The following is a 24,254-nucleotide window of genomic DNA, read 5'->3' as shown; positions in this document are numbered from 1 at the left end:
TAAAGAATTTGTGACGGACTGTTACTTCTTTGGCACGCGGCACTGAAACAATGCTATTCGTTGTTGTCATTCGTGCCCACGATTTGTGGCTTGATCAGCTTGACTACCTTGATGGCTTGATTCTGTACCTGCACGATTTCCATGATGCAGTTGGAAATTTTCAGCCCAATGTGGGCTTCAGGAATATCCCGCAGGACTTCCAGTAGGAGTCCATTCAAGGTTTTGGGGCCATCCAGCGGAAGATCGAGTCCAAGATACTTGTTTATGTCGCGCAGGCTGGTTGAGCCTTCCAGCATGCATTCGCCATGGTCGTCCCATTGAAAGGCATTGGCTCGGGCGGTGCCTGGCATTGAGGTTGTAAATTCGCCAACCATTTCTTCGATGATGTCGTCCAGCGTCACCAAGCCTTGCACTTCGCCGTATTCGTCAACAACGATGCCCAGCCGTTCATGGTTTTCCTGGAAATACTGCAGTTGGGTGAAGACATCTGTATCTTCCGGGATGAAGTAGGGAGACGTCAGTAATTCACGGAAATGCTCGACCGTTAATTCTTCTTCTCTATTGATGAGCGCCATCGCTTTGCGCACATGCAAGATGCCGACGATGCGGTTGATTTCGCCTTCGTACACTGGGAGTTTGTTGTGATAGCACGTCGTTAGCTGGTGCGTGATTTCCTCCACCGGAACCGACAGATTGAGCGCTTCGATCTGGGCGCGCGGCGTCATCACGTCTTCCACCGAGATTTTTTCCAGGTCAAACAGATTTAGAAGGATGCTCTGGTGCTTTTGCGGGATGAAGCTGCCGCCTTCGAGCACGATAGAGCGCAGTTCTTCGCGCGACAAGCGCTGCTCGTGGGCGCCGGCGCCGGTTTTGATGCGCAAGATTCTCAGGAATCCGGATACGAACAGATTGACGAACCAGATTACTGGCTTGGCAAGAGCCATCAGCGGTTTCAGGACAAAACTGATCGGCAGGGCGATGCGCTCCGGGTAGGTGGCGCCGATGACCTTTGGCGAGATTTCTGCAAAGACAATCAGCAGAAACGCCACGGCTGCCGTTGCGACGGTGATCACGCTCTCTTCATTGCCGAACATCGAGATCGCGATCGCAGTCACCAGTGCGGTGGCCAGCGCATTGATGAGGGTGTTGATGATCAGGATAAGCGACAGCAGCTTGTCGGTGCGCTTGAGCAGCCACAGCGTGGTCGCGGCCCCCTTGTTGCCGCGCTTGGCCAAATGACGCAGCCGATGCCGGTTTGCGGCCATCAGGGCCGTTTCGGCCATGGCGAAAAAAGCGGACAGAAAGATGAGCAGGAAGAGTGCAAGAATCTGCACCCAGAAGGGCACGGCATCCACTTGGTCACCGCAAGGAAGATTGCATATGAATTCGTCTGTATCGAGTATCTGAATGATCCGACCCGATCTTGAATCGCTTGCTGCGTGACCAGACGATTTCAAGCAAATTGGTCGGGGTGAGAGGATTCGAACCTCCGGCCTCTACGTCCCGAACGTAGCGCTCTACCAGGCTAAGCTACACCCCGAATGCAGTGGACGCTATCTCAGTGATTGCGTTCAACCGCGAAAGCGCACAATTGTACCAAAGAATCCTTGAATTGGCTATGTGGTAGCGAATTAATTGAATTTGTCGCGCGCAGGGCAGCTTTTTCCGCTTCCCCTTTAGTGTAGGCAAGGGCGCCAGAGCTGGTAATCGCCGACAGAATTTCGCTGAAATGCTGTTCGTCGCCGGTTTCGATGCAGCTACGCACCAGTTGGCGCTGTTCGGCCGTGCCATGCTGCATCAGGTAAATCAGTGGCAACGTTGGTTTGCCTTCACGTAAGTCATCGCCGACATTTTTGCCGATGTCGTCGGCATTGCCTGAATAGTCCAGCACATCATCGATCAACTGGAATGCGGTACCCAGCGAGCGGCCATATTCGGCGGCCGCCTCGATGGCGTCGTCGGATGCACCCGCGATCAGCGCGCCGAGCTGGGCGGCCGCTTCGAACAGCTTGGCGGTCTTGGAGCGAATCACCTGCAGGTAGCGTTCTTCGGTGACGTCGGGGTCATGCATGTTCAGCAGTTGCAGGACTTCGCCTTCCGCAATCACGTTGGTGGCATCCGCCAGGATCTGCATGACGCGCATATTTTTGACGGCGACCATCATCTGGAATGCGCGGGAGTAAACGAAGTCGCCGACCAGCACGGAGGCGGCATTGCCGAAAAGTGCGTTCGCGGTCTGCCGGCCGCGTCGCAGCGAGGACTCGTCAACGACGTCGTCGTGCAGCAGCGTGGCGGTATGGATAAACTCAACCACTGCAGCGAGTTCGTGGTGATGCGTGCCTTGATACCCGTAGGCGTTTGCGAGCAGTAAGACCAGTACGGGGCGGATTCGTTTGCCGCCAGCGCTGATGATGTATTCGGCAATTTGGTTAACTAGCGGCACTTCGGAATACAACTGCCGGCGGATTACCGCGTTGACGGCATCCATGTCGCCGGAAATCGACAGGATAATGCTATTTTGGGTGGCTGGTTGAACGGCGGCAGACAAGATAAGACCCGCAAAAATCGTGAATGGCGTGCATTATACGATGACAAGTGCGTGGAGCAGTGTCTTGGGCGAGTCCAGATGCTGAGAGCTGTGGAAAATCCAGGTTTCTTGATGAGAGTGCTTCGAGTTTTGACTGGATATTTAAGTCTATGTATAATTAGAGGTTTTCCCGATTCCGTCTGATTTTTTGGTGTCGGAAAGAAAAAGTTCCTTAATAAACATTCGATGAGGTTTCACATGTACGCGGTCATAAAAACCGGCGGCAAACAATATAAAGTTGCTGCTGGCGAAAAACTCAAAGTAGAACAGATACCGGCTGACATTGGTTCCGAAATCACCCTTGATCAAGTGCTCGCAGTGGGCGCTGGTGACACCATCAAATTCGGTGCGCCGCTGGTCGAAGGTGCCAAGGTCCAGGCTACGGTAGTGGCGCACGGTCGCCATGATAAGGTTCGGATTTTCAAGATGCGCCGCCGCAAGCACTACCAGAAGCGTCAAGGCCATCGCCAGAATTACACCGAATTGCAAATCGTCTCGATCAACGCCTAAGCGTTGTCGAGCTAACCGGATACCAAGGAGTCTTTAAATGGCACACAAAAAAGGCGGCGGCACTACGCGCAACGGCCGTGATTCCGAGTCGAAACGACTGGGCGTCAAGGTTTACGGCGGCCAAGCTATCAACGCTGGCGGCATCATCGTTCGTCAACGCGGCACCAAGATGCATGCGGGCGAAAACGTCGGCATGGGCAAGGACCACACCCTGTTCGCCCTGATCGACGGCACGGTGAAGTTTGTCACCAAGGGCGCATTGCAGCGTCATACCGTGACGGTCGTCCCGGCCTAAGCGGTCGCAGTCAAGGCGTAAGCCTTCCTTCAAAAAGGCTCTGCCGACGGTAGGGCCTTTTTAGTTTTTAGCATCACACTTAGCGGCAAAACATGAAGTTTATCGACGAAGCAAAAATTGAAGTCATTGCTGGTGACGGCGGTAACGGCGTCGCGTCGTTTTGCCGTGAAAAATTCCGGCCGTTCGGCGGTCCGGACGGCGGCGACGGCGGCAAGGGCGGCAGCATCTGGGCTGTGGCCGATCGCAATATCAATACCCTGGTGGATTACCGCTACTCCAAGCTGCATCGGGCGAAGGATGGCGAAAATGGCCGTGGCTCCGATTGCTATGGCAAGGGCGCGGACGACGTGACGCTGCGCATGCCAGTCGGCACGCTGGTTTCCGACTACAACACCGGTGAGATCATCGCTGACCTGACCGAGCATGGCCAGGTCGTGTTGCTTGCCAAGGGCGGCGAGGGCGGCTGGGGCAATATCCACTTCAAGTCTTCCACCAATCGTGCGCCGCGTCAGAAAACCGACGGCAAGCCGGGCGAGCATCGGGAACTGAAGCTGGAGCTGAAAGTGCTGGCAGACGTCGGCCTCCTGGGCATGCCTAACGCCGGAAAGTCGACCTTCATCACGGCCGTGTCGAATGCCCGCCCGAAAATTGCGGATTATCCGTTCACCACACTGCATCCGAACCTCGGCGTGGTTCGCGTCAGCCACGAGAAGAGCTTCGTTATCGCCGACATTCCCGGACTGATCGAGGGCGCCGCCGAAGGTGCCGGACTCGGACACCAGTTCCTGCGCCATTTGCAACGCACCCGCCTGTTGCTGCACATCGTCGACCTGGCGCCGTTCGACGATGCCGTCGACCCTGTCAAGGAAGCGAAGGCGATCGTCAAGGAACTCAAGAAATACGATGAGTCGCTGTTCGAGAAGCCGCGCTGGCTGATCCTGAACAAACTCGACATGGTGCCTGAAGACGTGCGCGTCAAGCATGTGAAGGACTTCGTCAAGCGCTTCGGCTGGAAGGGGCCGGTATTCGAGATTTCCGCGTTGACGCGCGACGGCTGCGAAGAGCTGGTGATCGCGATCTACGAGTATCTGGCCGCGCAGCGCCAGCAGGAATTCCGGGCTGAAGAAACCCAGATGGCAGAAGAGGCGCGTGGCATTGTCACGATCGACCCGGACGATCCGCGCTTTAAAGTCATAGAATAAATATTTTCAAAAACTGCCAGCCGCGGCAAACGCGGCGGTCACGGTCATGATGTGGCCGCCGTGCCGGGATAAACATGAACTCGGTCATCCAAAAAGCCAAACGTCTCATCATCAAGGTCGGGTCGTCTCTCGTCACCAACGACGGTAAGGGACTCGACAGCAGCGCAATTGCCAAATGGGCGGAACAGATCGCGCAACTACGCGCGCTCGGCAAGGAAGTTGTGCTGGTCAGCTCCGGCGCGATCGCGGAAGGCATGCAGCGTCTCGGCTTCGACAAGCGGCCGACCGGTGTGCACGAACTGCAGGCATGTGCCGCAGTCGGGCAGATGGGGCTGGCGCAGATTTACGAAACCAGTTTCCGCCATCACGGAATTCGCACCGCGCAGGTGCTTCTGACGCATGCCGATCTGGCAGACCGGGAGCGCTACCTGAATGCGCGCTCGACGCTGTTTACGCTCTTGCGCCTGGGCGTGGTGCCGATCATTAACGAGAACGATACCGTCGTCACCGACGAGATCAAGTTCGGCGACAACGACACGCTGGGTGCGCTCGTCGCCAATTTGATCGAAGGCGATGCACTGATCATCCTGACCGACCAGAAGGGCTTGTACACCGCCGACCCGCGCAGGGATCCGCAGGCGCAATTCGTGCACGAGGCGAAGGCTGGCGACGCGGCGCTGGAAGCGATGGCCGGTGGCGCCGGCACCGGCATCGGACGTGGCGGCATGCTGACCAAGATCCTGGCCGCCAAGCGAGCGGCGACTTCCGGCGCGCATACCGTCATTGCCTGGGGGCGGGAGGATCAGGTGCTTACGCGTCTGGCCGGCGGCGAGGCGATCGGCACGCAATTGGTTGCGCAAACCGCCCACCTGACCGCGCGCAAGCAGTGGATGGCGGATCATCTGCAGACCGCTGGAAAAGTGGTGCTCGATGCCGGGGCGGTGCAAAAACTCACTGCCGAAGGCAAGTCCCTGCTTTCGATCGGGGTGATTGAAGTGAGCGGTGAATTCGGGCGCGGCGACGTCATTACATGCACCGATGAGACCGGGCGCCCGGTTGCGCGCGGCATGAGCAATTACGCCAGTTCAGAGGCGCGCCGCATCATGCGCCGGCCGTCGAGCGAAATTCTCTCCATCCTCGGGTTTGTGGAAGAGCCGGAGCTGATTCACCGCGATAACATGGTGCTGCTCTGAGTGCGGCGGCGGTCGCCGCCGTGCTCCTTATTGCGGCGTGAGCGTCTTGCCGTACCTGATCCTGCGCACGATATCGTCCGCACCGCCCGCGACACTCTTCTCGTTGCAGAAATAATCCTTGAACAACGCTGCGTGGTAGCGATTGGCGGTATTGGCGCCGATGCGCTCCCATTGGTCGCGCCGTGAGCGCGACCAGCTGCCGTCGGCTTGGCCGAATGCATACAGCTTGCGCTCGTAGGTCGCGCAACGGATGCCTTCGTAACTGATGTTTTTCGCGCCGGCCGGGCTGCTTGCGACTACGGTGTACCGGATGACCCCATCCGCGCCAACCGAAACCGATTTGGCGTCGATGGCGAACGACTGGGTGGCTGTTGCGCTGACAAAGAACGGAAGTAGATTGTCCTGCACTGGTGCTGCCGGGAGCTGTACCGCGACCTCTTGCCAGGGCTTTTCCTGATCGTCAAAATCTTCTTCGAACTGCGGTTGAGCATGAATTGCCGAAACGCCGGTCAGCAGCAACAGCAATGACGACGCCCTGAAAAGGCGGGCAGTCGATCGGGATGTCATCACCATAAAGCCTGTTATTCCTCGATGTTAGGTTTGGCTGTCGCCGCTTGTTCCTCGGTCGCGCCGCGTCCGCCGGTATGGTTCTGGCGCAGGTAGCGTGCGCCGTGCCGGTGGGTGCCGTGCGGAGACGGGCGCGACAGGAAGCGCGACAGCTCCTGCAGCGCCTTTTGATAGACTTCGCGCTTGAATTCGATGACGACGTCGAGCGGCACCCAGTAGTCGTGCCAGCGCCACGCATCGAATTCCGGGTGATCGGTGCAGCGCAGGTTGATGTCGCAGTCGCGTCCGACCATGCGCAACAGGAACCAGATCTGTTTCTGTCCCCGGTAATGACCGCGGATTTCGCGTTTGATGAAACGGTCCGGCACTTCATAACGCAGCCAGTCGCGGGTACGCCCGATGATCTTGACGTGTTCCGCCTTCAGTCCGACTTCTTCTTCCAGCTCGCGATACATTGCTTGCTCGGGCGTTTCACCGAACTTGATGCCGCCCTGCGGAAACTGCCACGAATGCTCGCGCACCCGCTTCCCCCACCACACCTCGTTACGGGTGTTAAGCAGGATAATGCCGACGTTCGGGCGGAAGCCTTCACGATCCAGCATGTTGCACCTCAAAACTTTCTGCGGCTAGACGCCTCTCTTCATTACCAATTTTGCATGCGCGATCGCGCGCCGATTCCGCGCCGGGCCTTGTTACCGGTCCGGGCGCGCATCAAATGTAGGAAGAATGGATGCATCAGCCAGCTAATCCTTTAAAATTGAGTCGATTATAACCCTCTCTTTTTAAAAAGAATTCACCGCCATGCGCGCATCACGATTTTTTATTTCTACGTTAAAAGAAGCTCCGTCCGACGCCGAGATCATCAGTCACAAGCTGATGATGCGCGCCGGGATGATCAAACGCCTCGGGTCAGGCATCTACACTTATATGCCGATGGGCTTGCGCATCATCCGCAAGGTGGAAAACATCATCCGTGAAGAGATGAACCGCGCCGGCGCCATCGAGCTTTTGATGCCGGTGGTGCAGCCGGCCGAACTGTGGCAGGAAACCGGCCGCTGGGACAAGATGGGCCCGGAACTGATGCGCGTGAAGGACCGTCACGGTCGCGAATTCGCTATCCAGCCGACGTCCGAGGAAGTAATCACCGACGTGGTGCGTACCGAGGTCAAGTCGTACCGCCAGCTGCCGCTCAACTTCTACCACATCCAGACCAAGTTCCGCGACGAGCGCCGTCCGCGCTTCGGCCTGATGCGCGGGCGCGAATTCACGATGAAGGATGCGTATTCGTTCGACCGTGACGTGGCCGGCATGCAGCAGTCTTACAAGATCATGTACGACGCCTATGTCCGCATCTTCGACCGCTTCGGCCTGCAGTTCCGCGCGGTTGCGGCCGACAATGGCGCGATCGGCGGCTCCGGCTCGCACGAGTTCCACGTGATCGCCGACACTGGCGAGGACGCGCTGGTGTACTGCCCGAATTCCGATTATGCGGCCAACATCGAGGCGGCCGAGGCGGTCGCTCCATCCGCGCCACGCGCGGCTGCGTCCGATGCGCTGATCAAGACACCGACCCCGGGCAAGGCTAAGTGCGAGGATGTTGCCGCTCTGCTCGGGCTGCCCTTGTCGCGGACGGTCAAGTCGATCGTGCTGGCGGTGGACCGGGAGGGCGCGGACGCGGAAGTCTGGTTGCTGATGCTGCGCGGCGACCATGACCTGAACGAGGTCAAGGCCAGCAAGATTCCGGGTCTGGGCGCCTATCGCTTCGCGACCGAGGCGGAAATCGTCGAGCACTTCGGCACCCGGCCCGGCTATCTCGGCCCGATCGGCACCAAAAAGCCGGTCAAGGTCGTCGCCGACCGCACCGTCGCTGCCATGAGCGATTTCGTGTGCGGCGCCAATGAGGAGGATTTCCACTATACCGGCGCCAATTGGGGGCGCGACCTGCCCGAGCCGATGGTGGCGGACCTGCGCAACGTGGTTGCCGGCGACGCTTCGCCGGATGGCCAGGGCGTGCTGGCGATCCAGCGCGGCATCGAGGTCGGCCACGTGTTCCAGCTCGGCACCCGCTACTCGGAAGACATGAAGGCGACCTACCTCGACGAGAGCGGCAAGCCGCAATTGATGCAGATGGGCTGCTACGGCATCGGCGTCACTCGCATCCTGGGCGCGGCGATCGAACAGAATTTCGACGACAAGGGCATTATCTGGCCAAGCGCGATTGCGCCGTTCGAGGTGGTGCTGTGCCCGATGGGCTACGACCGCAGCGAAACGGTGAAGGCTGAAACGGACAAGCTGTACGCCGCGCTGCAGGCGGCCGGCGTCGATGTCATCCTGGACGATCGCGGCGAGCGCCCGGGCGTGATGTTCGCGGACTGGGAGCTGATCGGCGTGCCGCACCGCGTCGTGATCGGCGAACGCGGTCTGAAAGAGGGCAAGCTGGAATACCAGGGGCGGCGCGATGCCGCCGCTACCGCGGTGGCGGTGGCGGACATGGCGGACTTCGTGAAAGCGCGGATCGCGTCGTGAGGACGGCGGCTTGGTCGTGAGACAATTGTCGCGCCGGCTGGCCGTCGCGGCGGCTGCGCTCGTTTTATGCGGCGCCGCGGCGGCCGGCAACCAGAAGGAAGAGGCGCTGGCCGATTCGGTACGTATCGCGCTGTCCAAGGCGGTAGCCGACGCGCGCCCGCCGCGTCCGCAGTTTTCCGATATCGACGAGCGCATCAAGTATCTGCGCTGGCTGGGCGACATGTCCGAGCGGCTGAAAAAGAAGCTGCCAGACTGGCAATTGCGCAAGGAGTTCCTCGAAACCGCCTGGTACGAGGCCAAGCGCGCTGGACTGGATCCGGCGCTGGTGCTTGGCCTGATCCAGGTCGAGTCGGCCTTTCGCAAGTATGCGGTGTCGCAGGTGGGAGCGCATGGCTTCATGCAGGTCATGCCGTTCTGGACGCGCGTCATCGGCGACGGCGACCGCAGGAAGCTCTTTCACATGCAGACCAACCTGCGCTATGGCTGCTCGATTTTGCGCATGTATCTCGACATGGAAGGCGGCAATCTGTATCTTGCGCTCGGCCGCTACAACGGCAGCCGTGGAAGGCCTGAATACCCGAACGCAGTCCTGGCCGCCTGGAAGAAGTGGGAAACCAGGCCGGATGCGACGACGGTCGAGTACAGGCCGGATCAGAAGGCTGTCACGGTGCGATGAGCACATCCGTCGGCACCAACAAAAACGCCCGCGCGATGCGGGCGTTTTTGTTTGGCCACTTGAAAGAACATTATTGCAAGTGACTGGAAATGAGCTTGGTCATTTCGAACATCGACACTTGCTTCTTTCCGCCAAACACGGCTTTGAGCTTGTCATCGGCATTGATCATGCGCTTGTTCGCTTCGTCCTGCAGCTTGTTCTTCTTGATGTAGTCCCAGACCTTCTTGGTGACTTCCGTGCGCGGCAGCGGATTGGCACCGATAACCGCACCGAGGGTTTCCGACGGTGTCAGCGGCTTCATGAAGGCGGCATTCGGCTTGCGCGCGACTTTCGCCTTGGCTGCCGGCTTGGCGACTGCCTTCTTCGCTACCGGCTTGGCGGCTGCCTTCTTGGCCGGAGCGGCTTTCTTCGCTGCCGGCTTGGCGGCTGCCTTCTTCGCTACGGGCTTGGCTGCCGCCTTTTTGGCCGGAGCGGCCTTCTTGGCAGGAGCTGCTTTCTTTGCTGCTGGTTTTGCTGCGGCTTTCTTCGCAGCGGGCTTCTTGGCGGCTGTCTTGGCCGCTGGTTTTTTGGCTGTTGCCATCTTCAAGCCTCCTTCACAAAGTGTGTTGGGAAATTGCGTCTATTACGCAACGCTAATAGTGGTGCGCTTTTCAGAGGGATGCAAGTATTTTTTGATCGTTTTTGCATGATTTTGTGTAAAGGCCGCCACGCCATCGTCATAGGGCAGCGCGCGAAAGACGCGGCGAAATGAGGGCATGGAGAAGCCGCGGCGGGAAGGTGTGCCGGCTTCGATCCTGCGCCGGTGCGCAAAGGCTGCGATGAGAAGGCGGGGATGCCGGCGTCGCGCGGGACTGGGACGCCGGCATGGCGGGGGAGGTGAAGCGAAGGGTCAGCGCATGCCGGGCATCATGCCCTTCATGCTGCGCATCATCTTCATCATGCCGCCGCCCTTGAGCTTTTTCATCATCGACTGCATCTGCTCGAACTGCGACAGCATGCGGTTGACTTCCTGCACCTGCACGCCGGCGCCGGCGGCGATACGGCGCTTGCGGGAGGCCTTGATCAGTTCCGGCTTGGCGCGCTCGGCCGGCGTCATCGCATTGATGATGCCCTCCATGCGACGCACCTGCTTTTCGGCTTGCGACATGTCGGCGTTGCCGGCGGCCTGCTGAAACTGCGCCGGCAGTTTATCCATCAGGCCGGACAGGCCGCCCATCTTCTTCATCTGGCTGATCTGGGCCTTGAAGTCGTTCAGGTCGAACTTGCCGCCGGCCTTGACCTTGTCCGCCAGGTCCTTGGCGGCGGCGATGTCGACGCCTTTTTTCGCTTCCTCGACCAGCGCCAGGATGTCGCCCATGCCGAGAATGCGGTTGGCCATGCGCTGCGGATCGAACGCTTCCAGGCCGTCCAGCTTTTCGGCCACGCCAGCGAACTTGATGGGCTTGCCGGTGATGTGCCGTACTGACAGCGCAGCGCCGCCACGGGCGTCGCCGTCGAGCTTGGTCAGCACCACACCGGTCAGCGGCAGGGCATCGTTGAAAGCCTTGGCAGTGTTGATCGCATCCTGGCCGAGCATGGCGTCGACCACGAACAGCGTTTCAATCGGTTGCAGCGCGGCGTGCAGCGCGGCGATTTCCTGCATCATCGCTTCGTCGATGCCGAGGCGACCGGCAGTATCGACGATCAGCACGTCGTGGTAATGCTTTTTCGCGTAATCGAGGGCGGCCTGCGCGATCGCGACGGGCTTGTCGGTCGCCGAGGAGGGGAAGAAGTCGGCGCCGACCTGGCTGGTGACTGTCTGCAACTGGCCGATCGCGGCGGGACGATAAACGTCGGCGGAGACGGTCAGCACCTTTTTCTTTTTTTGCTCGCGCAGGTATTTGGCGAGCTTGCCGACGGTGGTGGTCTTGCCGGCACCCTGCAGACCGGCCATCAGGATGACGGCCGGAGGCTGGGTGGCGAAATTCAGCTGTGATGCGTCCGGGCCGAGATCGGCACCCATGATCGCCGCCAGCTCGCGCTGCACCACGCCCACCAGCGCCTGGCCGGGCGTGAGCGAACCGATCACTTCTTCGCCCATCGCCTTTTCCTTGACGCGCGCGATGAATTCGCGCACCGCGGGCAGGGCGACGTCGGCTTCCAGCAGCGCCAGGCGCACTTCGCGCAGCATCTCGGCGGTATTGGCTTCGGTCAGGCGCGCTTCGCCGCGCATCGTTTTAACGACTTTGGCCAGTCGTTGGGTCAGGTTGTCTAGCATGGATGTCGAACGAGCAAGAAATGGGTAGGCACCGCGCGCAGGCGGCTTCGTGAACAAGTCATTTTAACCGATGAGGCCTGTTTGCCGGCCCTGGCCCGACGCATGGACGGCAAACCGGAAACGATCGCCGAGGGCGAGGATGGCATTTTGGGCAGCGAATGGGCGTGGCGTTGAATGCATGCCATCAAATCCTGCAAGCCGGGGGCGCGGCTGGAACTGTGGCTGCATGTGCCGTCGGTGCCGGCCTTACATGGTGTAAACTCGAAGTCTGCTCAACATTCTTTCGTCCGATGTATACATACTTCTTTGTTCTGGCGGCGCTGCTTTATGTCGTCTGCGGATTTTTGCCGTCGCGGCACCGCGTCGCGCTTTCGGCCGGCACCGCGCTCGCCTGGCTGCTGCATGGCGGCGCCTTGTGGGCGGACATGATCGCCCCGGGCACCTTGCGCATCGGCTTTGCGATCGTGCTGTCGGCGACACTGTGGGTATCGGTCGCCGCCTACTGGCTGGAAAACCGCAATTTTTCGCTGGACGGTTTGCGCGTGCTGGTGCTGCCGACGGCCGCTGTCGCCGTCATCCTGCCCGTCGTGTTCCCGGGCAGTGTCGTGCCGCTGGAAGGTAAATCTTCCTTGTTCCCCTGGCATATCGCCATTGCGATCCTGGCCTACAGCACGCTTACCATCGCTGCATTTCACGCCGTGTTGATGGCAATCCAGGAGTCGCGGCTGCATGCGCCGTCGGAAGCGGCAAAAGGCGGCTGGCTGGATGCAGCGATCGACCGCTTGCCGGCCTTGCTGACGATGGAGCGTTTGCTGTTTCGCCTGATTACGTTCGGCTTCGGCTTGCTGACCCTGACGGTGCTGTCGGGCGTGGTGTTTTCGGAGCAATTGTTCGGCATGGCGTTCAAATGGGACCACAAAACCATTTTCACCATGCTGTCCTGGGCCTTGTTCGGGCTGTTGCTGGCCGGGCGCGTCTGGCGCGGCTGGCGCGGCAAGACGGCGCTGCGGTTTACGCTGACCGGTTTCGCCACCTTGTTGCTGGCCTACGTCGGTAGCCGCTTTGTGCTGGAAGTGGTGCTGCACCGGGGGCTGGCATGAAGCTGCTCTTCTGGGCGCTGGTCGTGCTGGCCGTGCTCTGGTTGTTGCGAAGCAAGAAAAGTACGGGCACCCCGGCTGCTGCCGGCGCTGCCCCGGACAATGGTGCGGAGACGATGGTGCAATGCGCGCATTGCGGTGTCCATGTGCCGGCTTCGGAATCGATCTTGGCAGCGTCAGGGGCAGCGTATTGCACTGAAGAACACCGCCTGCGGCATGCGTCCTGAAAGAGCCTTGCCGGAACGCCTGTTCCGGACGGGACAGGCATGATGCGCCGCGCCCAGCTGCCGGCCTCGCCGTCGCGCGAAACATTCTGGCGCACCCTGCAGACCTTCTGCGTCACGCGCATCGTCATCGCGCTGGTCTTGCTGGCGTATCTCGGCTTCGACGCGGTGCGCAATACCGGCAGCCGGAACGCGCTGCTCGACTGGAAGATCTGCTTCGCCTATCTGATGCTGGCCGTCGGATTTACGCTGTTGTCGGTCTATGCGCGCAAGCGCTTCACGCTGCAACTGGTGGCGCAGCTCGTGGTCGACATCGGCGCCATATCGCTGCTCTATGTCGTTGCCGGCGGCGTGAAAAGCGGACTGGCCATTCTGTACCTGTTCCCTCTGGCCGGCTGCGCAATCCTCATGCCGATGGTTCCGGCGCTGTTTTTCGTTTCCATCGTTACCCTCGTCCTGCTGGCGGAGAGCGGTTACGAGCTGCTCAATTCCACGCCGGATGCGTCGCCGTCCCGCGCCGGCTTGTACGGTGCGGCGTTCTTCGCCGCCATCTATCTGATCAATCGCCTGGCCGCCAAGCTGATCAAGCAGGAGCGGCTGGCCACGCAGCGCGGACGCGAGCTGCTGCTGCAGGAAGCGATCAACGGCCTGGTCATCGCGGACATGGGCGACGGCATCCTGGTCGTCGGGCCCGATACCCAGGTTTTTGCAGGCAATGCCTCGGTGGAACGCATGCTCGGCTTGCCGGTGGCGCATGGCCGGCCGCAGTTCAGGCTGGTCGACCTGCCGTCGCTGGCGCCCGTGGCCGACGCCTATTCGGCCTGGCTGGCGCAGTTCCGCGCGCAGGGGGCCGCCAATTGCGCGTCGTCGGCCTTTGTCATGGTCAAGTCCGGGGAAGACATCGCATCGATGCAGGGGCGTACTCTGCCGCGCCACGTGCGGCGCGAGCCGGTGACCCACCTGAAGCTGCGGTTCGTGCCGGTGGAAATCGCAGGGCTGACGGAACAACGGACGGTGATTTTCTTGCAGGACGTGACGGAAATCGAGAATCAGGCGCAGCAGCTCAAGCTGGCGTCGATGGGGCGCCTGACCGCCAGCATCGCGCATGAAGTACGCAATCCGCTGTCGGCGATTTCCCATGCCGCGTCCCTGCTCAAGGAAGACATCACCGACCCGGCTCAGATGCGGCTGTTGAAGATCGTGGGCGATAACGTGGGCCGGCTGAACCGGATGATCGAGGATATTCTCAAGTTGTCGCGCAAGGCGCAATCGCATACCGGACCGTTGCAGCTGGCGCCGTTTCTGGCGGAGCTGCTCGACGAGTTCCAGGAAACCCATTCCATCGCCCCGGGCATGATCGAGCTGGATGCCGCGGACACGTACCAGGTGCGTTTCGACCCCTTGCATCTGCGCGAAGTGCTTGGCAACCTGCTGGTGAACGCGTTGCGCTATGCCAGCGGCAGCCCCGGCAGCATCCGCATCCAGGCGCTGCTGCCCGACACCAATCGGCTGGAACTGCATGTGCAGGACGACGGGCCGGCAATCACGCCGGAAGTCCGCGCGCATCTGTTCGAGCCTTTTTACACCACTTCCAGCAAGGGAACCGGGCTGGGGCTCTACGTGGCGCGCGAATTGTGCTTGAATAACGATGCGATGCTCGATTACGAATATCGGATGGATATCTCGGACGACGGCGCGGACGAACCCAGCGGCCGGTTCGTGATCACGTTTGCGGCGCAGGAGCCGTACTGAGTTTTTGAGCAAATGACAAGACTGCTGCCATGACTGCACCCCGTATTCTCGTCGTCGACGACGAAGCCGACCTGCGCGAGCTGCTCGAAATCACGCTTGTGCGGATGGGGCTCGACGTCGACTGCGCGGATTGCCTGGCCGCGGCGCGTGCGCATCTGGCGCGCCACGAGTACGCGCTGGTACTGACCGACATGCGTCTGCCCGACGGGTTGGGCATCGAGCTGGTGCGGGAGGTGACCGCAGCCTGCAAGAGCACGCCGATTGCGGTGATCACCGCGTTCGGCAGCGCCGACAACGCGGTCGCGGCATTGAAGGCCGGCGCGTTCGACTACCTGTCCAAGCCGGTCGGGCTCGATCAGTTGCGCCTGATGGTGCAGTCGGCGCTGCGCATGCACAAGACCGAAGACGACAGCCATGATGCCGGCGCGCAGCATGCGGCGCACGCGTCGCGCCTGATCGGGCAGTCGGCAGCGATGCAGGACCTGCGCGCGCAGATCGCGCGCCTGGCGCGCAGCATGGCACCGGTGGCGATTACCGGCGAGTCCGGCAGCGGCAAGGAACTCGCCGCGCGCGACATCCATGCGCACAGCGCGCGCGCCGACAAGCCTTTCATTGCCGTCAATTGCGGCGCGATCCCGGAAGCATTGATGGAAGCCGAGTTTTTCGGCTACCGCAGGGGGGCGTTCACCGGAGCGAACGACGATCGCGACGGTTTTTTTCAGGCGGCCAACGGCGGCACCCTGATGCTCGACGAGGTTGCCGACCTGCCGCTACCGATGCAGGTCAAGCTGTTGCGCGCCATCCAGGAGCGCCGCGTACGCAAGGTCGGCGCAACGCTCGAGGAGCCGGTCGACGTGCGGCTCGTCAGTGCCACCCATCAGAACCTGGCCGAATGCGTCGAAAAGGGCCAGTTCCGGCAGGACTTGTTTTACCGTCTGAACGTGATCGAACTGCGCCTGCCGCCGCTGCGCGAACGGCTCGACGACATCGGCCTGCTGGCTGATGTCATTCTCGAACGGCTTGCGCCGGGCGGCAAGGCCGTCCTTACGCCGCAGGCATTGGCGGCGCTGCGTTCCTATTCCTTTCCGGGCAACGTGCGCGAACTGGAAAACATCCTCGAACGCGCACTCGCGTTCGCCAACGATGGGACGATCGAGGTTGCCGACCTTGCGTTGAAAGCCGTCGCTCCGGCGCCGCAGATTCCACTTGCACAGCCGGTACCACAGCTGCCGCAAGAGGAGGCGTCGGTCGCATCTCCGGCAGAGCAAGCTGATCCCCCCGCGCCGCAAACGCGAACAGAGGATGACGACGGCGAACTGCCGCACTCGCTGCCGGACCACCTGGACAATGTCGAGCGTGAAATCATCCGGCGCGCGCTCGAAAAGACCCATTTCAACCGGACCCAGGCGGCCGAGCTCCTGGGCATCAGTTTCCGCCAGCTGCGTTACCGCATGCAGCGCCTGTCGATTCACGAACCCGATTCATGACACGATTTGAGATAGATGCCGACGGCTGGGCCAGCGGCGCAGAGCGCATGCCGTCGCCGAACTTCGACCGGCGCGCCGAAGGCACCGCAATCGACCTGCTGGTGATCCATAACATCAGCCTGCCGCCCGGTGAGTTCGGCGGGCCATATATCGCCGAGCTGTTCGGCAACCGGCTCGACTGCGATGCTCATCCCTATTTCGACCGCCTGCGCGGAATGAAGGTCTCCGCGCATTTCCTGATCCGGCGCGACGGGAGCGTGATCCAGTTCGTGTCGGCCGGCGATCGCGCCTGGCATGCCGGCGCATCCTCGTTTTGCGGACGCGAGCGCTGCAATGATTTCTCGATCGGGATCGAGCTGGAGGGCACGGACTTCGATCCGTTCGAGCCGCTTCAATACGAAGCGCTGGCCGCGCTGACCAGTGCGCTGCGCCTGCGCTACCCGATTACCGACGTCTCCGGGCACGAGTACATCGCGCCCGGCCGCAAGACCGATCCGGGTCCCTTCTTCGACTGGGAACGCTACCGCAAGTCCTTGATTCAAAAAGAGTCTTGCAGCACGCCTGCGACCCCCTCACTGCGTTTTCCTTGTGCCGACTAAAAAGTCAAGTACTTTGCGGCAGGAAAATTTGTTGCAGATCAAGTAAAAAAGATATTGCATCCTTGAAGTGCTGGCACTAGAATTAGTGTCAATCGCGCTACGCACCACTATATCTAGTGTCGCTGCGATTATCCCACTCCGTGGGCTGTTCAGGCAGTTCTCAATATAAAGACGAGTGTCATGTTGGGCGGGCGGTGAACGGCTCTCCCTTTCAGATGTGCGCCAGGCCATGTGCCGCCTATGCGGCAGATGGGACGACGTCATCGTTGAACCCGCGAACCCCGGTTGGACCGGGTGTTCTAATTAATAAACATGAGCAGCATGAACGCTGCCGCGACATAGTTAGGAGGCTAGATGCACTCTACTCAGGAAGTTTCTCTCAAATCCACGGGCGAATTCGGCATGGTGCCTGCCCACGGCGGCAGCACGTCCGCCGCGACGGCGAATCTGTCCATCGGCCTGGGCGATTACAAGGTCATCCGCCGCAACGGCGCGGTCGTCGGCTTTGAGCCTTCCAAGATTTCGATCGCGGTCACCAAGGCATTCCTCGCCGTGAACGGCGGGCAGGGCGCGGCGTCGGCCCGCGTGCGCGAGCTGGTCGAACAGTTGACCGCCAACGTGGTCGCCGCATTGGTGCGCCGCCAGCCGGCCGGCGGCACCTTCCACATCGAGGACGTGCAGGACCAGGTCGAGCTGGCGCTGATGCGCTCCGGCGAGCATGACGTCGCCCGCGCCTACGTGCTGTACCGCGCCAAGCGCATGGAAGAGCGTGCGCAGCAGCAATCCGCCAAGACCGCGGATGTCCCGCAGCTGCACGTCACCGAAAACGGCGAGCGCCGCCTGCTCGACTTGAACCAGGTGCGCGAACTGATCACCTCCGCCTGCGTCGGCCTGGAAAAGCATGGCGACGCCGAAGCGATCCTGGCCGAGACCGTCAAGAATCTGTACGACGGCGTGCCGGTCGAGGAGCTGCACAAGTCCGCCATCCTGGCCGCGCGCGCGCTGATGGAAAAGGACCCGGCGTACAGCAAGGTCACCGCGCGCCTGCTGATGCACACCATCCGCAAGGAAGTGTTCGGCCAGGAAGTCGCGCAAGCAGATGCGCAGCGACACTATATTGATTACTTCCCGAAATACGTCAAGAAAGGCATCGACGCCGGCCTGCTCGACGCCAAGCTGGCGCAGTACGACCTGGCGCAGCTGGCCGAGGCATTGAAGCCGGAACGCGACCTCCAGTTCGGCTACCTCGGCTTGCAGACGCTGTACGACCGCTACTTCCTGCATATCGACGGCACCCGCATCGAAATGCCGCAGGCGTTCTACATGCGCGTGGCAATGGGCCTGGCCTTGAACGAGATCGACCGCGAAGCGCGTACCATCGAGTTCTACAACCTGCTGTCCTCGTTCGACTTCATGAGCTCGACGCCGACCCTGTTCAATTCCGGCACGCAGCGCTCGCAACTGTCGTCGTGCTACCTGACTACCGTGTCGGACGATCTGGACGGCATCTACGAAGCCATTAAAGAGAATGCGCTGCTGGCCAAGTTCGCCGGCGGCCTGGGCAACGACTGGACCCCGGTGCGCGCGCTCGGCGCCCACATCAAGGGCACCAACGGCAAGTCGCAGGGCGTGGTGCCGTTCCTGAAAGTGGTGAACGACACCGCCGTCGCGGTGAACCAGGGCGGCAAGCGCAAGGGCGCGGTCTGTGCCTATTTGGAAACCTGGCACATGGACATCGAGGAATTTCTCGACCTGCGCAAGAACACCGGCGACGACCGCCGCCGCACCCACGACATGAACACCGCGAACTGGATTCCGGACCTGTTCATGAAGCGCGTGATGGAAAAGGGCGAGTGGACACTGTTTTCGCCGTCAGACGTGCCGGACCTGCACGACAAGTTCGGCCGCGCGTTCGAGGATGCCTATACCGCGTATGAGGCGAAGGCCGCGCGCGGCGAACTGAAGCTATATAAGAAGGTGCAGGCGATGGATCTGTGGCGCAAGATGCTGTCGATGCTGTTCGAGACCGGCCATCCGTGGATCACCTTCAAGGATCCGTGCAACATCCGTTCTCCACAGCAGCACATCGGCGTCGTCCACAGCTCCAACCTGTGCACCGAGATCACGCTGAACACCAACGATTCCGAGATCGCGGTCTGCAACCTCGGCTCGGTGAACCTGCCGGCGCACATGAAGGACATAAATGGAGAAATGCGGCTCGACCACGAGAAGCTGCAGAAGACGATCCGCACCGCGATGCGCATGCTGGATAACGTGATCGACATCAACTACTACGCGGTGAAGAAGGCGCGCGATTCCAACCTGCGCCACCGTCCGGTCGGCATGGGCATCATGGGTTTCCAGGACTGCCTGCACATGATGCGCGTTCCGTACGCGTCGATGGACGCGGTCGAATTCGCCGACCGCTCGATGGAAGCAGTGTGCTATTACGCCTACTGGGCGTCGACCGAGCTGGCGCAAGAGCGCGGCCGTTACAGCTCCTACCGCGGGTCGCTGTGGGATCGCGGCATCCTGCCGCAGGATTCCGTCAAGCTGCTGGCGGAAGAGCGCGGCGGCTACCTGGAAGTCGATACCTCCGAGAGCATGGACTGGAGCGCGCTGCGTGCCCGCATTAAAGAGCACGGCATGCGCAACTCGAACTGCGTGGCGATCGCGCCGACCGCGACGATCTCCAACATCATCGACGTGTCCGCCTGCATCGAGCCGACTTACCAGAACCTGTACGTGAAGTCGAACCTGTCCGGCGAATTTACCGAGATCAACGAGCACCTGGTGCGTGACCTGAAGGCGCGCGGCCTGTGGGACGAGGTGATGGTTGCCGACCTGAAGTACTTCGATGGCAGCCTGGCCAAGATCGACCGCATTCCGCAAGACCTGCGCGAGATCTACGCGACCGCGTTCGAAGTCGATCCGAAGTGGCTGGTGGAAGCCGCATCGCGTCGCCAGAAGTGGATTGATCAAGCGCAATCGCTGAACATCTACATGGCCGGCGCATCCGGCAAGAAGCTCGACGAGACCTACAAGCTGGCCTGGGTGCGCGGTTTGAAGACGACCTACTACCTGCGCACCATCGGCGCCACCCATGCGGAGAAGTCGACCACCAAGGCCGGTGCGCTCAACGCCGTATCCGCCGGCGGCATGGGCGTCGACGTTGCAGCTGCCGCGCCGGTCGCTGTAGCCGCAGCTTCCGCTGCCGACGACGTGGCCGGCCCGGCCTGCATGCTGCGTCCGGGCGACCCTGGTTTCGAAGAGTGCGAAGCCTGCCAGTGATCTGACGCGATGAGCCGGTGCGGCGCAAGCTGCACCGGCCATCGAACGCCTTGCGCATCGCGCAACTGCAACTACAATACCCAGTAAGGAAGAAGACCATGCTCAGTTGGGACGACGAAATCAACCCTGCCGCCAAATCCGCATCCGCACCGCAGCCGGCGTTCGCGCCGGCCATGCCCTCGGCTCCCCGTTCCCTGAATACACCGCTGACCGACACCGCGCTGAATCCGGCGCTCGTCTCCGCGCGGGAAGAAGTCATCGCTGGCGGGGAGGCGCGGCGCGTCAATGCCGCCGACAAGCGCATCATCAACGGTCAGACCGACGTCAATCAGCTGGTCCCGTTCAAATACAAATGGGCCTGGGACAAGTACCTGGCCGGCTGCGCCAACCACTGGATGCCGCAGGAAATCAACATGCAGCGCGACATCGAGCTGTGGAAGAATCCGAACGGCCTGACCGAAGACGAGCGCCGCATCATCAAGCGCAACCTCGGCTTCTTCGTCACCGCCGACTCGCTCGCCGCCAACAACATCGTGCTCGGCACCTACCGCCACATCACCGCGCCGGAATGCCGCCAGTACCTGCTGCGCCAGGCATTCGAGGAGGCAATCCACACGCATGCCTACCAGTACATCGTCGAGTCGCTCGGCCTGGACGAGTCGGAGATCTTCAACGCCTACCACGAGATCGCATCGATCCGCGACAAGGACGAATTCCTGATTCCGTTCATCGACGTGCTGACCAACCCCGAGTTCAAGACCGGCACGCTCGAAGCGGACCAGACGCTCTTGCGTTCGCTGATCGTGTTCGCATGCCTGATGGAAGGGCTGTTCTTCTACGTCGGCTTCACGCAGATCCTGGCGCTCGGCCGGCAGAACAAGATGATGGGCGCAGCCGAGCAGTATCAGTACATCCTGCGCGACGAATCGATGCACTGCAATTTCGGGATCGATCTGATCAACACGATCAAGCTGGAGAACCCGCATCTGTGGACTGCTGAATTTCGCGAGGAGATCAAATCGTTGTTTTTGCGCGCGGTGGAGTTGGAATATCGCTACGCTGAGGATACAATGCCGCGTGGAGTGCTTGGTTTGAATGCGCCGATGTTCAAAGGGTACTTGCGATTCATCGCAAATCGTCGCGCGCAGCAGATCGGTCTCGATCCGATGTTCCCTCAGGAAGAGAATCCCTTCCCGTGGATGAGCGAGATGATCGATCTGAAAAAAGAACGCAACTTCTTCGAGACTCGTGTGATCGAATACCAAACCGGTGGCGCACTGAGCTGGGATTAAGAAGATGTGACAGCCAGGTGCTCCAGGCTCTCGTGCAGGATTGCGCGAGATGGTTGGAGAGGCAGTGGTCGACAAAGCGGCCGGTCGGCATGGATGACCGGCGATTCGAAAAGAGACTGCGAAACCTGAAGGGCTACAACCGAGTTAATGGACAGTAGACGAACGTACCGAATCAATCTGCGATCTTCTCTGTTATCGCCGCTGACCCCGACGCAGTCGGGCAAGGCGGCTTTTTTCCTGAAAAACCTGTTGGTTTTTGAGAAAAAGCATTCCCACGCCGGCATTGCTGCCGGCGTTTTTTTTGGCTACGGCCGCCGCAGCGCCTTCTGAGCGCGCGGCTTGGACCTCCGTCACTGCCGACGCGCGGCGGTGATCCTTGCAAGAAGAGAGGCGTAGTCAGATGAGGCTGAAGTGCTGCATGGGTGAGGTGATGCAGCAGTTCAGCTGGTGCCGAATTCATTAGCGCAAACAGAAGCTTGCTTGTGCCGATGAATAATCCGCCTGGATCATCGCGATGGTTCAGGAGGATTTCCAACCTCGTAGTTTGAATTTTTCCATCACGTGAAGGAGAAACAAATGGCAACAGCAAAGAAACCGGCTGCTAAGAAAGCAGCCCCGGCGAAGAAGCCGGCAGCAGCCAAGAAGGAAGCAGCTCCGAAAAAAGCCGCAGCCGCCAAGAAGCCGGTAGCGAAGAAAGCAGCAGCTCCGAAAAAAGCAGCAGCCGCCAAGAAGCCGGTAGCGAAGAAAGCAGCAGCTCCGAAAAAGGCCGCAGCCGCCAAGAAGCCGGTAGCGAAGAAAGCAGCAGCTCCGAAAAAAGCCGCAGCTGCCAAGAAGCCGGTAGCGAAGAAAGCAGCAGCTCCGAAAAAAGCAGCAGCCGCCAAGAAGCCGGTAGCCAAGAAAGCAGCAGCTCCGAAAAAGGCCGCAGCCGCCAAGAAGCCGGTAGCGAAGAAAGCAGCAGCTCCGAAAAAGGCAGCAGCAGCCAAGAAGCCGGTAGCGAAGAAAGCAGCAGCTCCGAAAAAAGCAGCAGCCGCCAAGAAGCCGGTAGCCAAGAAAGCAGCAGCTCCGAAGAAGGCAGCAGCTCCGAAAAAGGCAGCAGCTCCGAAGAAGGCAGCAGCTCCGAAGAAGGCAGCAGCTCCGAAGAAGGCAGCAGCTCCGAAGAAGGCAGCAGCTCCGAAGAAGGCAGCAGCCGCCAAGAAGCCGGCAGCAGCTCCTGCTCCCGCTGTAAAGACTACGCTGAATCCGGCAGCGGCTTGGCCGTTTCCGACCGGCACCCGTCCGTAATTGACGGCTTGCTTGGATGCCTGATTAAGTTCAGGCAAAATGCCCGTTGTGTGCCCATGGGTTGCACAACGGGTTTTTTTATTTGGAGATCAGATAGTGCTGGAAAGCATACTTACCTTGATAGTCGATAGCGCCGCCGGGGTATTGGGCGGTGCGCTGTTACTCCGCTTCTGGATGCAGGTCGTACGCGTGCGGCCGCCGTCAGCGATCGGCCAGTTCATCTTTCAACTGACCGACTGGATGGTCAAGCCCTTGCGCAGAATGCTCCCCGGTGTCGGCGGGTACGACTGGGCCAGCCTGATCGGCGCCCTCCTGGTGATTCTGCTTGCAGTTGCCATCGATCTGGCGGTGATGTCGCGCTTCGTGCCTCAGTACTTGGTACTGCTGTCGCTGCTGCGCCTGTGCGAATGGGTATTTTATGGCTTCATGGGCTTGATCATTATCGAGGCCATTTTCAGCTGGGTGAACCCGCACGCGCCGTTGGCGCCGTTCGTGCATGCGCTCAACGATCCACTGCTGCGCCCGCTGCGCCGCGTGATTCCGCTCGTGGGCAGCATCGACCTGTCGCCGCTGGTCGCACTCATTCTGCTGCGCATCGGCCTGCAACTGGTGAGCACGGTCCTCCTGTCGGCGGCATGAAAGACTGGTGCAGTGTAGTGCCGCGCGGCATTCGATTAATGGTGCAAATCATGCCGAATGCGAAGAAGAGCGAGGTGATTGGCGTGCTCGATGACGCACTGAAGATCCGCCTGCATGCGCAACCGATCGAAGGCAAGGCAAATGAAGCGCTGCTCCGTTATCTGGCTGACGCGCTCGGCGTTCCCAAAAGCGCTGTGACGATCACGCATGGCCACACCAGCAAGCGCAAGATGATTGAAATTACCGCGTCGCAGCTGACACCCGAGAGTGTGCGCTCGGCGCTGCTTCCCGGCACGAGCCAGTGAGCGCCGGCAGGCTCAGCGGCTAATGCGCGTAAGAGCGTTGTGGGCGGTAACCTGCACCGTTTCCCCGATGCGCAAGTCCTGTCCCGGATCGAGAGTATAGGTGCGCTCGTCGCCGTTATCGAAGCGCACCGTCACTTCGGTATAACTGCGGGTTGCCGCCGATTGTTCCGCATGTTGGCCGGCCATGCCACCGGCCAGTGCGCCGCCGATGCTCGCCACCGCGCTGCCACTGCCATTGCCGATCTTGCTGCCGGCGATGCCGCCCAGAATGGCGCCCGCGAACGACACCAGTCCGGACGACTGGTTACTGTCGCCGCGCACGGTGACGTCGCGCACATTCATCACGGTGGCGGTGCGCACCATGGTCGTTCCCTCGGTCGACATCGTGACCGATGACGCTGGCTGCTGGGACGCACAGGCGGCCAACAGAGATACCGAGAGCGGTAGCACGGTGCGCATGACCTTGGGGTTCAT

Annotated in this window: 24 protein-coding genes and 1 tRNA gene; 17 read left to right on the top strand and 8 right to left on the bottom strand. The window is 60.6% G+C overall.

The window, feature by feature from the left end; translation table 11 throughout:
- Nucleotides 1-53: 53 nt before the first annotated feature.
- The 3 genes from FAY22_RS13710 to ispB form a co-directional block, all read right to left on the bottom strand.
- The gene (locus FAY22_RS13710) at nucleotides 54-1,355 is read right to left on the bottom strand and encodes an HlyC/CorC family transporter (RefSeq protein ID WP_146330727.1); all 1,302 of its coding nucleotides are present in this window, start codon (nucleotides 1,353-1,355) and stop codon (nucleotides 54-56) included.
- 108 nt (nucleotides 1,356-1,463) lie between these two features.
- Nucleotides 1,464-1,540 (bottom strand) — tRNA-Pro (locus FAY22_RS13705).
- Between the two features lie 18 nt (nucleotides 1,541-1,558).
- The gene (gene ispB, locus FAY22_RS13700) at nucleotides 1,559-2,488 is read right to left on the bottom strand and encodes an octaprenyl diphosphate synthase (RefSeq protein WP_210411967.1); all 930 of its coding nucleotides are present in this window, start codon (nucleotides 2,486-2,488) and stop codon (nucleotides 1,559-1,561) included.
- A 297-nt stretch (nucleotides 2,489-2,785) separates the two neighbouring features.
- On the opposite strand from ispB, the gene rplU reads away from it, so the two are divergent.
- The 4 genes from rplU (at nucleotide 2,786) to proB (ending at nucleotide 5,787) form a co-directional block, all read left to right on the top strand.
- Nucleotides 2,786-3,097, top strand: coding sequence for a 50S ribosomal protein L21 (gene rplU, locus FAY22_RS13695; RefSeq protein ID WP_040040654.1), 312 nt, complete (start codon nucleotides 2,786-2,788; stop codon nucleotides 3,095-3,097).
- A 37-nt stretch (nucleotides 3,098-3,134) separates the two neighbouring features.
- Nucleotides 3,135-3,392 carry a 50S ribosomal protein L27 gene (gene rpmA / locus FAY22_RS13690; RefSeq protein WP_146330725.1) on the top strand — a complete coding sequence of 86 codons (258 nt, stop codon included), beginning with the start codon at nucleotides 3,135-3,137 and terminating at the stop codon, nucleotides 3,390-3,392.
- Nucleotides 3,393-3,484: 92 nt separating this feature from the next.
- Nucleotides 3,485-4,594: a GTPase ObgE gene (gene obgE, locus FAY22_RS13685; RefSeq protein WP_146330724.1), complete on the top strand. Its 1,110-nt coding sequence runs from the start codon at nucleotides 3,485-3,487 to the stop codon at nucleotides 4,592-4,594.
- Between the two features lie 74 nt (nucleotides 4,595-4,668).
- Nucleotides 4,669-5,787, top strand: coding sequence for a glutamate 5-kinase (gene proB / locus FAY22_RS13680; protein ID WP_146330723.1), 1,119 nt, complete (start codon nucleotides 4,669-4,671; stop codon nucleotides 5,785-5,787).
- Nucleotides 5,788-5,814: 27 nt separating this feature from the next.
- Here proB and FAY22_RS13675 read toward each other — a convergent pair whose 3' ends face one another.
- Both FAY22_RS13675 and FAY22_RS13670 read right to left on the bottom strand, forming a co-directional pair.
- Nucleotides 5,815-6,312 carry a CNP1-like family protein gene (locus FAY22_RS13675; RefSeq protein ID WP_246860511.1) on the bottom strand — a complete coding sequence of 166 codons (498 nt, stop codon included), beginning with the start codon at nucleotides 6,310-6,312 and terminating at the stop codon, nucleotides 5,815-5,817.
- A gap of 56 nt (nucleotides 6,313-6,368) precedes the next feature.
- Nucleotides 6,369-6,956: an RNA pyrophosphohydrolase gene (locus FAY22_RS13670; protein ID WP_146330721.1), complete on the bottom strand. Its 588-nt coding sequence runs from the start codon at nucleotides 6,954-6,956 to the stop codon at nucleotides 6,369-6,371.
- 199 nt (nucleotides 6,957-7,155) lie between these two features.
- Between FAY22_RS13670 and FAY22_RS13665 the strand changes: the two genes are divergently transcribed.
- Nucleotides 7,156-8,880, top strand: coding sequence for a proline--tRNA ligase (locus tag FAY22_RS13665; RefSeq protein WP_146330720.1), 1,725 nt, complete (start codon nucleotides 7,156-7,158; stop codon nucleotides 8,878-8,880).
- A 16-nt stretch (nucleotides 8,881-8,896) separates the two neighbouring features.
- Nucleotides 8,897-9,556: a lytic transglycosylase domain-containing protein gene (locus FAY22_RS13660; RefSeq protein WP_146330719.1), complete on the top strand. Its 660-nt coding sequence runs from the start codon at nucleotides 8,897-8,899 to the stop codon at nucleotides 9,554-9,556.
- Nucleotides 9,557-9,626: 70 nt separating this feature from the next.
- Here the strand turns inward: FAY22_RS13660 and FAY22_RS13655 are convergent, their stop codons facing one another.
- Both FAY22_RS13655 and ffh read right to left on the bottom strand, forming a co-directional pair.
- Nucleotides 9,627-10,136 carry an SWIB/MDM2 domain-containing protein gene (locus tag FAY22_RS13655; RefSeq protein ID WP_146330718.1) on the bottom strand — a complete coding sequence of 170 codons (510 nt, stop codon included), beginning with the start codon at nucleotides 10,134-10,136 and terminating at the stop codon, nucleotides 9,627-9,629.
- A 309-nt stretch (nucleotides 10,137-10,445) separates the two neighbouring features.
- Nucleotides 10,446-11,813 (bottom strand): signal recognition particle protein, encoded by a 1,368-nt coding sequence (gene ffh, locus FAY22_RS13650; RefSeq protein WP_146330717.1) that lies wholly within the window; start codon nucleotides 11,811-11,813, stop codon nucleotides 10,446-10,448.
- Nucleotides 11,814-12,103: 290 nt separating this feature from the next.
- On the opposite strand from ffh, the gene FAY22_RS13645 reads away from it, so the two are divergent.
- The 11 genes from FAY22_RS13645 (at nucleotide 12,104) to FAY22_RS13595 (ending at nucleotide 23,780) form a co-directional block, all read left to right on the top strand.
- The gene (locus FAY22_RS13645) at nucleotides 12,104-12,913 is read left to right on the top strand and encodes an inner membrane protein YpjD (protein WP_146330716.1); all 810 of its coding nucleotides are present in this window, start codon (nucleotides 12,104-12,106) and stop codon (nucleotides 12,911-12,913) included.
- Nucleotides 12,910-13,137: a PP0621 family protein gene (locus FAY22_RS13640; RefSeq protein ID WP_146330715.1), complete on the top strand. Its 228-nt coding sequence runs from the start codon at nucleotides 12,910-12,912 to the stop codon at nucleotides 13,135-13,137. The genes FAY22_RS13645 and FAY22_RS13640 overlap by 4 nt, the downstream gene beginning before the upstream one ends.
- A 39-nt stretch (nucleotides 13,138-13,176) precedes the next feature.
- On the top strand, nucleotides 13,177-14,886 hold the full coding sequence (locus FAY22_RS13635; protein WP_146330714.1) for a PAS domain-containing sensor histidine kinase: 1,710 nt from the start codon (nucleotides 13,177-13,179) through the stop codon (nucleotides 14,884-14,886).
- A 29-nt stretch (nucleotides 14,887-14,915) separates the two neighbouring features.
- Nucleotides 14,916-16,373 (top strand): sigma-54 dependent transcriptional regulator, encoded by a 1,458-nt coding sequence (locus FAY22_RS13630; protein ID WP_146330713.1) that lies wholly within the window; start codon nucleotides 14,916-14,918, stop codon nucleotides 16,371-16,373.
- Entirely contained in the window at nucleotides 16,370-16,972 is a 603-nt protein-coding gene (gene ampD, locus FAY22_RS13625) for a 1,6-anhydro-N-acetylmuramyl-L-alanine amidase AmpD (protein ID WP_146330712.1), read from the top strand. The genes FAY22_RS13630 and ampD overlap by 4 nt, the downstream gene beginning before the upstream one ends.
- A 402-nt stretch (nucleotides 16,973-17,374) precedes the next feature.
- Nucleotides 17,375-20,263 (top strand): ribonucleoside-diphosphate reductase subunit alpha, encoded by a 2,889-nt coding sequence (locus FAY22_RS13620; RefSeq protein WP_371417399.1) that lies wholly within the window; start codon nucleotides 17,375-17,377, stop codon nucleotides 20,261-20,263.
- A gap of 98 nt (nucleotides 20,264-20,361) precedes the next feature.
- Nucleotides 20,362-21,555, top strand: a complete 1,194-nt coding sequence (locus tag FAY22_RS13615) for a ribonucleotide-diphosphate reductase subunit beta (protein ID WP_146330710.1) — start codon at nucleotides 20,362-20,364, stop codon at nucleotides 21,553-21,555.
- A gap of 147 nt (nucleotides 21,556-21,702) precedes the next feature.
- Complete coding sequence (locus FAY22_RS13610; protein WP_146330709.1) at nucleotides 21,703-21,885, top strand: hypothetical protein; 183 nt, start codon at nucleotides 21,703-21,705, stop codon at nucleotides 21,883-21,885.
- A 246-nt stretch (nucleotides 21,886-22,131) separates the two neighbouring features.
- Nucleotides 22,132-22,836: a histone gene (locus FAY22_RS13605; RefSeq protein WP_146330708.1), complete on the top strand. Its 705-nt coding sequence runs from the start codon at nucleotides 22,132-22,134 to the stop codon at nucleotides 22,834-22,836.
- A gap of 96 nt (nucleotides 22,837-22,932) precedes the next feature.
- Nucleotides 22,933-23,475: a YggT family protein gene (locus FAY22_RS13600; protein WP_146330707.1), complete on the top strand. Its 543-nt coding sequence runs from the start codon at nucleotides 22,933-22,935 to the stop codon at nucleotides 23,473-23,475.
- A 50-nt stretch (nucleotides 23,476-23,525) separates the two neighbouring features.
- Nucleotides 23,526-23,780, top strand: coding sequence for a DUF167 domain-containing protein (locus tag FAY22_RS13595; protein ID WP_246860510.1), 255 nt, complete (start codon nucleotides 23,526-23,528; stop codon nucleotides 23,778-23,780).
- A 12-nt stretch (nucleotides 23,781-23,792) separates the two neighbouring features.
- Here the strand turns inward: FAY22_RS13595 and FAY22_RS13590 are convergent, their stop codons facing one another.
- Entirely contained in the window at nucleotides 23,793-24,254 is a 462-nt protein-coding gene (locus tag FAY22_RS13590) for a glycine zipper 2TM domain-containing protein (RefSeq protein ID WP_146330705.1), read from the bottom strand.

The organism is Noviherbaspirillum sp. UKPF54 (assembly GCF_007874125.1).
Classification (GTDB): Bacteria; Pseudomonadota; Gammaproteobacteria; order Burkholderiales; family Burkholderiaceae_D; genus Noviherbaspirillum.
The sequence above is the reverse complement of the archived record's forward strand: the minus strand, read 5'-3'. Positions and strand labels throughout refer to the sequence as shown.